Genomic DNA, 5,661 nt, shown 5'->3' on the forward strand with positions numbered 1-5,661 from the left:
TGACGGTGGTCGCCTCACCCGTGGTGATGGCGTGGCGTGCGCGCTGAATCATCGCGATGGTCGTGGCGCCCTTGATCTCGACGTGCTCCAAAAGGCGCAGGTCCGAGAAGCCGCCTTGCGCGGCGAAACCGACCCCCAGCCGGGCGGGCCGAACCCCCTGCGAGGAGCCGACGAGGAGGCCATCGAGATCGGTGCGCTCGATTCCGGCGTCAGTCAGTGCGCCGTTGCTCGCCGCGGCGGCCAGTTCGAGTGGTGTTGCGCCCGGCCGCAGCGACATCGCGGTCATACCCAGACCGACCAGGTCGACGTGGGGAGTGCTCACGTCTGCTCCCTCGGTCGGCGTTCGCCGCGATAGTTGCCCACGCGCAGCCAGTCCTCACGGTCTTCGGGCGTTGCCTGCGTGAAGCTCGCCAGCTCCAGTGGACACAAGAAAACGTGCTCGTTGCTCTCCAGGTCTTCGACGAGCAGGCGCGGGCCGTTGCCGCTGACGTCCAACGACAACCGCACGGCGGCGAACTCGTTGACGAGTTCCGCCAACACGCGGCGTCCGGCCGGAGTGTTCACTCGCCTAGTTCTACCGCATACAACTGTCAGAATCAATGTGCATCTGTGGAATGGCCGCGTGCGTGCCCGAGGCCGAATGGGTCGTGTAAGACTTTCTCTACATGGGAACACGTCTTTGTGCGACGATGTAGGAGCGTGCACAGCGATGTCGGCCATAGATGACAGTGCTGTCAGAAATTGAGATTTGAGAAGGGTGAGATGAGCCAAGCGCACACCCCGACCGCCGAGGTCGTCGGGGCAACGGTGGACACCGACGACTACCGCAGCATCTGGATGTACCTCAAGGAAGTGGAGTTCCGGCAGGGATTCGTCGGCATCCCCGTCAACGGTGCGACCGTCCGGACGCGATATGCGGAGACCGGCGCGGACGCGAGGAGCAGAGAAAGTTCCAGCCCGGACAAACCCCACGCCATCCTGCTGCACGGCACCGGGGGCCACTGGGAGACATTCGCGCCGAACCTTGCGGCGCTGTCTGAGCACTTTCACTGCGTGGCCATCGACATGGTCGGCAATGGGTTCTCCGACAAGCCGGACTACGACTACGAGATCGCGATCTACGTCGAGCACGTGCTCGGGGTGATGGACAACTTCGGCATGGCGTCGGCCAGCTTCGTCGCGATGTCGCTGGGCGCGTTCGTCGCATCCGCAATGTCCGTCGGTCATCCCGACCGGGTGGACAAGATGATCCTGATGTCGCCGGCCGGACGCGAGGCGTCAGCGTCGAACATGGCACGGATTCGGGCCGAAAGAACCAAAGCGGTCAACGAGCCGACCTGGGAGTCGTTGCACGCCGTGTTCGCCCACCTGATCGCCGACGAGGCCAATCGGTTGCCCGATCTGATCGGTCTGCGCCAGGCGGTTTACCGACGCGATGACACTCGCAATACCATCGACCGGCTGCTGATTCTGCAGGACGAAAAAGTGCGCCACCGCAACCTGATTCCGGATGACAAGTGGCGTGGCATCGCGGCGCCCGTGATGATCGTGGCCTCGGGCAAGGACCACGGCGTGTATCAGGACACCGCGCGCACCATCGCCGACCTGATCCCGAACTCCGAGGTGTTCGAGATGCCCTCGGTGCGGCATTGGCCGCATTTCGAGGATCCAGAATCGTTCAATGCGGCGGCGATCGAGTTCCTGGGCCGATGAAGAGGCCGGCCGAGGACGAGCTTGCGGACATCGCCAAGCGGCTGTACGCCGCCGAGCAGACGCGCACGCCGATCCGGCAGCTGTCGCTCGACTACCCGGACATGACCATCGACGACGCCTACGCCGTCCAACGTGCTCTCGTCGCGCTGAAGGTCGCCGACGGCCGGCTGGTCAAGGGCCGCAAGATCGGATTGACCTCCAAGGTGATGCAGCGATCGGTGTCGATCGACGAACCCGACTACGGCGCGATTTTCGACGACATGTTCGTCGAGGACGGCGGCCGGGTGCCGCTCGGCCGCTTCATCCGTCCGCGCGTCGAGGTGGAGTTGGCGTTCGTGCTGGGAGAGTCGCTAGAGGGGCCGGGGGTCACGTTGTTCGACGTATTGCGGGCCACCGAGTTCGTCACCCCCGCACTGGAGATCCTGGACGCCAGGGTGCAGATGTCGGATCCCGAGACCGGTCACTTGCGCACCATCGTCGACACCATCGCCGACAATGCGGCCGACGCGGGCATGGTCCTCGGTGGGAGAGTCGTGCGACCACTGGACGTCGATCTGCGCTGGGTGGCGGCGCTGCTGCTGCGCAACGGCACCATCGAGGAGTCCGGGGTCGCCGCCGCGGTGCTCAACCATCCCGGAAACGGCGTCGCGTGGTTGGCGAATCGGCTTGCCCCCCATGGTGTTCGGTTGGAGAGCGGGGAGGTGATCCTGTCCGGGTCGTTCACGAAGCCGGTGTTCGCCGAGCCTGGCGACACGTTCGTCGCCGATTACGGGCCGTTGGGCACGGTATCGGTCACGTTCGATGGGCCTGCGTCGTGACGAACCGTTGGACCGAGCGCATCGGGGACGGGCGGCCGCGGTTCGGCATGTGGCTGGCCTCGGGCAGCGGCTATGTCACCGAGATCTGCGCGGGATCCGGAATCGACTGGGTGCTACTGGATCAGGAGCACGCGCCGAACGACCTGCGCACCACCCTCAAGCAACTGCAGGTGCTGGAGGGCTACCCCGACGTCGACACGCTGGTGCGTCCGGCTTCGGCTGACCCGGTGTTCATCAAGCAACTGCTCGACATCGGCGTGCAGAACATCATCGTCCCGATGATCGATAGCCCCAGTGAGGCGTCAGCCGCGGTTAGCGCCACCCGTTATCCGCCCGATGGCATTCGCGGCGTGGGCAGCGCGCTGGCTCGGGCGTCACGCTGGAACCGTATTTCTGACTATCTTGTCACCGCTGATGCGGCCGTCTCTCTGACCGTTCAGGTGGAGACGGTGGCGGGGCTGACGCAGCTGGGCGCCATCGTCGATGTCGATGGCGCCGACGCGGTGTTCATCGGACCCGCCGACCTCGCGGCGTCGATGGGCAAGCTTGGCCAGCCAGAGCATCCAGAAGTCGTGAGCACCATAGAGAATGCGCTGGCGACGATCGTGCAGCACGGCAAGAGTGCGGGAGTCAACGCATTCAACGAGTCGGTGGCGCGTCGTTATCTCCGCGCCGGGGCGAGCTTCGTGCTCGTCGGCGCCGACGTCGCGCTCCTGGCGCGCGGCGCCGAAGAACTCGCGGCCAGGTATCACCAGCATGACTGACGGATTGTTTCTGACTATCGTGTCACCTACACTCTCGGATCATGGACCTTGACTTCACGCCTGACCAGCTGGAGTTCCGCGACCAGGTCCGCACGTGGCTGGACGAGAACAAGCCGAGCGAACCGCGCCCACGCGACGACGCAGGCATCCGCGAATACGACCTGGCCTGGCAGCGCACCCAGTGGGACGGCGGATGGGCGGGCATCGCCTGGCCCACCGAGTACGGCGGCAAGGGCCTAACGCTGATTCAACAGCTGATCTGGTACGAGGAGTACGCGGCGAGGGGCTTCCCCGGTATCGACGCATGCTTCGTCGGCAACTCGCACGCGGGACCGACCCTGATCACTCGCGCCACCGACGAGCACAAGTCCTTCCACCTGCCGAAAATCCTTCGCGGCGAGGTGATCTGGTGCCAGGGATTCTCTGAGCCTGACGCCGGTTCGGACCTGGCGTCGTTGCGTACCAAGGCCGTCATCGACGGCGAGCACCTCGTGGTGTCGGGACAGAAGCTGTGGACAAGTTTCGCCACCGTGGCCGACTACCAGGAACTGCTGGTCCGCACTGACACCACCGGCAGCAAGCACAAAGGCATCACCTGGGTGATCTGCGACATGAGCACGCCGGGCATCGATGTGCGCCCGATCGAGACCATCGAGGGCGGTTCGGAGTTCTGCGAGGTGTTCTACGACGACGTCCGCATCCCGCTGGCCAACGTGGTCGGCGAAATCGGCGAGGGGTGGTCGGTCGCGATGGCCACCCTGTCCTTCGAACGCGGAACCGCATTTACCGCCAACCAGGTGCGGTTGGCCAAGATCATCGAGGACCTCATCGACTACGCGCGCGACCATGTCGGTCCGGACGGCCGACGGCCTGCCATCGCCGACGACGAGATCGCGAGGCGGCTGGCCAGGGCGCGGGCCTCGGTGGCGTCGTTGCGGGCGCTTACCTACACCAACATCTGCGAGGCCATGAAGACCGAAACGCCAGGTCCCCGCGGGTCGATCGTCAAGTTGATGTACGCCGAATTAGCCAAGGAAATCGGCAAATTGGCGATGGACGTGCTCGGTCCCGCGTCGATCCGGCATTCGTCGCGCTGGGATGTCGACGGCTGGGTCGGTTACTACTACTACAGCTTCTCCCAGGCCATAGGTGGGGGTACGTCGGAGATTCAGCGCAACATCGTGGGTGAACGCGTCTTGGGATTGCCTCGATGAGAGGAGGCGAGCGTGGACCTGCTGCCAGGACCTGAGCAGCTCGAAATCGTCGCGGCTGCAAGGGAATTCCTTGCCGAACGGATGCCGGTCGAGCAGATCCGCGCCAATCGCCACGCGGAAGCGCCGGTCTCCGAGGCGCTTTGGCGTGAAGGTGCCGAACTGGGGCTGCTCACCCTTGGCCTCGACGAGGACGCCGGCGGGTCGGGCCGTCCGTTCGACGACGAGACGCTGCTGTTCATCGAGCTCGGCAAGCGGCTCGCGCCGGGCCCATTCCTGGGCTGCACGCTGGCCGCCCGCGTGGCCGCCCGCTGCGGGGACGCCGCACTGGCGGAGCGGATCGGCGCCGGGCATGCACTGGTCGGGCTGGCAGTGTCGCGGGGTGACGGCGACGTCAGGCCCATCAAGGGCACCTTCGACCTTTTCGAACCCGCGGGCGCCTCACACGCACTTGTGGTGGCCCGCGAGGGAGCCGCACTGGTCGACATCGCGTCCTTCGGCCCGCTCACATCCGTCGATGCCGCCGACCCGGGCATCCGAATATCCTCGGCCACAGTAGAATCCGCCGAGCCGCTGCACTGGCTTCCTGCTGACCAGGACTGGATCTGGGGGCGGGCCACGGTCCTGGCCGCAGCCTATCTCACCGGCCTAGCCGCGGCCGCCGCGGCACAGGCCACGGAACATGCGAAGACCCGCGAGCAGTTCGGCAAGCCGATCGGGGTGCACCAGGCCATCAAGCACGCCTGCGTCGACATGGAGATCGCGGCCGAGGCCGCCCAGGCGCAGACGCTGTTCGCCGCGATCGCGCTGGCGAGCGGCCGCGCCGATGCGCCGTTGCAGGTGCTGTCGGCCGTGGCGGTGGCCGGTACGGCGGCCGTCAACAACGCTGCTGCGGGTATCCAGGTATTCGGCGGGATGGGCTACACGTTCGAGAACGACATGCACCTATATCTCAAGCGTGCCCACGTGTTTCGACACCTCTTCGGTGAACCGGCCGATGTGCTCGCTGAACTGCTGGCCCAGGACCGCGCCCAGTGAGCGGCGCTGTCGCGATCGCAGGCGTCGCCCTGTCCGACGTCGGGCGAGTGGACGACAAGGGTCCTTACGAGTTGATCGCGCAGGCGAGCAGACGCGCCCTCGCCGATGCCGGCCTGA

General features: G+C 65.7%; 6 protein-coding genes and 2 pseudogenes. 6 read left to right on the plus strand and 2 right to left on the minus strand.

The features are described from left to right. Positions 1–286 (minus strand): annotated as a pseudogene (locus QOH60_RS00735) (thiolase family protein); the annotation flags it as partial. Positions 287–318: 32 nt separating this feature from the next. Continuing rightward, positions 319–564, minus strand: a complete 246-nt coding sequence (locus tag QOH60_RS00740; RefSeq protein ID WP_526416065.1) for a hypothetical protein — start codon at positions 562–564, stop codon at positions 319–321. Positions 565–762: 198 nt separating this feature from the next. On the opposite strand from QOH60_RS00740, the gene QOH60_RS00745 reads away from it, so the two are divergent. The 6 genes and pseudogenes from QOH60_RS00745 to QOH60_RS00770 all read left to right on the plus strand — a co-directional run. Next, positions 763–1,713: an alpha/beta fold hydrolase gene (locus QOH60_RS00745; RefSeq protein WP_526416067.1), complete on the plus strand. Its 951-nt coding sequence runs from the start codon at positions 763–765 to the stop codon at positions 1,711–1,713. Beyond that, positions 1,710–2,531, plus strand: coding sequence for a 2-oxo-hept-4-ene-1,7-dioate hydratase (hpaH, locus tag QOH60_RS00750; protein ID WP_526416069.1), 822 nt, complete (start codon positions 1,710–1,712; stop codon positions 2,529–2,531). Before QOH60_RS00745 ends, hpaH begins: the two co-directional genes overlap by 4 nt. Then, a complete protein-coding gene (locus QOH60_RS00755) occupies positions 2,528–3,295 on the plus strand; it encodes an aldolase/citrate lyase family protein (RefSeq protein WP_526416071.1) in 768 nt (255 codons plus the stop codon). Before hpaH ends, QOH60_RS00755 begins: the two co-directional genes overlap by 4 nt. A gap of 41 nt (positions 3,296–3,336) precedes the next feature. Next, on the plus strand, positions 3,337–4,509 hold the full coding sequence (locus QOH60_RS00760; RefSeq protein ID WP_526416073.1) for an acyl-CoA dehydrogenase family protein: 1,173 nt from the start codon (positions 3,337–3,339) through the stop codon (positions 4,507–4,509). 12 nt (positions 4,510–4,521) lie between these two features. Beyond that, positions 4,522–5,544 carry an acyl-CoA dehydrogenase family protein gene (locus QOH60_RS00765; RefSeq protein WP_526416075.1) on the plus strand — a complete coding sequence of 341 codons (1,023 nt, stop codon included), beginning with the start codon at positions 4,522–4,524 and terminating at the stop codon, positions 5,542–5,544. Beyond that, positions 5,541–5,661, plus strand: a pseudogene (locus QOH60_RS00770) (acetyl-CoA acetyltransferase); the annotation flags it as partial. The gene QOH60_RS00765 and the pseudogene QOH60_RS00770, both read left to right, overlap by 4 nt.

Source organism: Mycobacterium sp., from assembly GCF_032159765.1.
Classification (GTDB): Bacteria; Actinomycetota; Actinomycetes; order Mycobacteriales; family Mycobacteriaceae; genus Mycobacterium.